Origin of the sequence: Streptomyces sp. AF1A (assembly GCF_047340315.1) — a bacterium.
In the GTDB taxonomy this organism is placed as follows: Bacteria; Actinomycetota; Actinomycetes; order Streptomycetales; family Streptomycetaceae; genus Streptomyces.
Genome location: NZ_JBLEBI010000343.1, coordinates 1 through 2,562, shown reverse-complemented (window position 1 = coordinate 2,562; position 2,562 = coordinate 1). Strand labels below are relative to the sequence as shown.

At 76.0% G+C, this 2,562-nt stretch carries 3 protein-coding genes; 1 reads left to right on the top strand and 2 read right to left on the bottom strand.

All coding sequences use genetic code 11. The features are described from left to right. Positions 1-193: 193 nt before the first annotated feature. Complete coding sequence (locus ACLU3S_RS36640; RefSeq protein WP_413956295.1) at positions 194-889, bottom strand: type 1 glutamine amidotransferase domain-containing protein; 696 nt, start codon at positions 887-889, stop codon at positions 194-196. 142 nt (positions 890-1,031) lie between these two features. On the opposite strand from ACLU3S_RS36640, the gene ACLU3S_RS36635 reads away from it, so the two are divergent. Beyond that, positions 1,032-1,937, top strand: a complete 906-nt coding sequence (locus ACLU3S_RS36635; protein ID WP_413956294.1) for a LysR family transcriptional regulator — start codon at positions 1,032-1,034, stop codon at positions 1,935-1,937. Between the two features lie 283 nt (positions 1,938-2,220). Here ACLU3S_RS36635 and ACLU3S_RS36630 read toward each other — a convergent pair. Next, the coding region (locus tag ACLU3S_RS36630; protein WP_413956293.1) for a pyridoxal-phosphate dependent enzyme at positions 2,221-2,562 on the bottom strand (342 nt) is incomplete at its 5' end.

Below are 2,562 nucleotides of genomic sequence, written 5' to 3'. Positions count from 1 at the left end.
CCCGCCCACCCGTCGGCTCAGCCCAGCCGCGCCCGGCGGCAGCGGCTGGCGCAGGGCGCGGTTCGGCCGCCCCTCCGCGCGGGTCGCCTGCTTCTCGGTGCGGGGCGTCCGCTTCCGCGCTCCGCTCAGCCGCGCGGGCCTTCCGTTGCGGCGCACATGCCTCGCCCGCCCCGGCACCCGCCCACCCGTCGGCTCAGCCCAGCCGCTTCAGGAGCTCCTCGGCGACCGGCGCCGAGGAGGCCGGGTTCTGGCCGGTGATCAAGTTCCGGTCGACGACCACGTGCGGCGCCCACGGCTCGGCGGCCCGGACGTCGACGCCCGCCTCGGTCAGCCGGTCCTGGAGCAGCCACCTCGCTCGCTCGGCGAGGCCGCCCTGGATCTCCTCGGCGTTGGTGAAGGCCGCCGCCCGGTAGCCGGCGAAGGCGTTGGAGCCGTCGGCCCGGACCGCGGCGAGCAGGGCGGCCGGACCGTGGCAGACCACGGCCAGCGGCGTGCCCGAGTCGAGGGCCGCCACGAGCAGGCGCCCGGACTCGGCGTCGACGGCCAGGTCCTCCATCGGGCCGTGCCCGCCGGGGTAGAAGACGGCGGCGAAGTCGTCGAGGTCGACCTCGGACAGCTTCACCGGTGTGCGCAGCTCGGCCATGCCCTCCAGCCCGCGCGCCATCTCGTCCGCCCGCTCCTGGCCCCCGTTGACCTCGGGCGCCAGGCTCGCCCGGTCGACGGGCGGCACCACACCGCCGGGAGTGGCGACGACGATCTCGTGACCGGCGGCCTTCAGGGCGCGGTAGGGGACCACGGCCTCCTCGGCCCAGAAGCCGGTGGGGTGCGGGGTGCCGTCGGCGAGCGTCCAGCGGTCGGCGCCGGTCAGCACGAACAGGATCTTCGACATGGGTTTCCTTCTCACGGAGGGCTTGCGTCTGCGGAATCGAACGTAGGCGAACCGACCCATAGGCAACCAATGAAAGGCCGAATGGTTGGCATTGGAAGTCCTATGGCACGCGGAGGGCGCGGGACGGTCGATACTCGGCCGTGTGGAGATCGCTGCCCTCGACCTGAACCTGCTGCGCACCTTCCTGGCGGTGTACCGCTCCGGATCCTTCACGGGTGCCGGGCGCCTGCTGGGCCTGTCGCAGCCGACGGTGACGACGCAGATGCGCGCGCTGGAACGGCAGACCGGCCGGGAGCTGTTCGAACGGCTGCCGCGCGGGGTCGCGCCGACGCCGGTGGCCGACGAACTCGCGGCCCGGATCGCCGCGCCGCTGGACGAACTGGCCGCCGTGGCCGGCCCGGACGCGCGGGCCGGTGCCCGGGGTGAGCCGGTGCATCTGGCCGGGCCCGCCGAGCTGCTGTGCACCACCGCGCTGCCCGCGCTCGCGCCGCTGGTGGCCGAGGGCGTGCGGCTGCGGGTGGCCACCGGGCTGACGGACGCCCTGCTGGAGGAGCTGCGCGCCGGCCGCCACGACCTGGTGATCGCCACCACCCGTCCCCGCGGTCGCGCCCTGCACGCCACGCCGCTCACCGACGAGGAGTTCGTCCTGGTCGCCGCCCCGGTGTGGGCGGACCGGGTGGCGGGGCGGCTCGCCGCGGAGGGTCCGGCCGCGCTGCACGACGTCCCGCTGGTCACGTACGCGGAGGACCTGCCGATCGCCCGGCGTTACTGGCGCCATGTCTTCGGCAGGCGTCTGTCGCGGACCGCCGCGGTGACGGTGCCCGATCTGCGCGGAGTCCTCGCGGCGGTGGCGGCGGGCGCCGGGTTCAGTGTGCTGCCCCGCTATCTGTGCCTGGACCTGCTGGAGTCCGGCGCGGTGGTGGCGCTGCTGGAGCCGGAGGACCCGCCGATCAACACGGGTTTCCTGGTCCGTCGCCCCGGCCCCTCCGACAATCCCGACGTGGCGCGCGTGGGCGAGTTCCTGCTGCGCGCGGCCCGGGCCTGGTGAGCCCGACCGCGCCGGTTCGTCTCTCGGCCGACGCGATCGGGACGGCGGGCCGTGCCGTCGTCACCGTGACGCGCGTGCTGTTCCGGCTCGTCGCGCGCGGGTTCGGGGTGGCGGCTGGCCAGGGACCGCAGGCATCCCGCCCGTGCTGTCACTGTGGTGCGCGTGCTGTTCCGGCTCGCCGCGCGCGGGTTCCGGGCAGCGGCTCGCCAGGGGTTGCCGGCACCCGCGCGGGGCCTCAGCGTCGTACGCCCCGGCTTGCGGGGACGGGGCGGCTCGCGCGCCGTCAGCCCTCGTATGCCCCCGCTCCCTCTTCCGCGTACGCCACCGCCTCGGGGTGGCCGAAGAGGCCGGGCAGGCCGCCGGTGTGGACGAACACGGTCTTTTCGCCGGGCCGCACGTCGCCGTCGCGTGCGGCGGCGCGCAGTCCCGCGAGGGCACGGCCGGTGTAGGTCGGGTCGAGGACGAGTCCCTCGGTGCGGGCGGCCAGCCGCAGTGCCTCGGCCACCGGCTGCGTCAGCGCCGCGTACGCGCGGCCGACCTGGTCGCGGCGTACCCGCAGCCCCTCGGCGGTGACGGCCTCCGCGGTCAGCGGTGCCGCGAACTCCGCCACCGCCTCGGCGGGGTC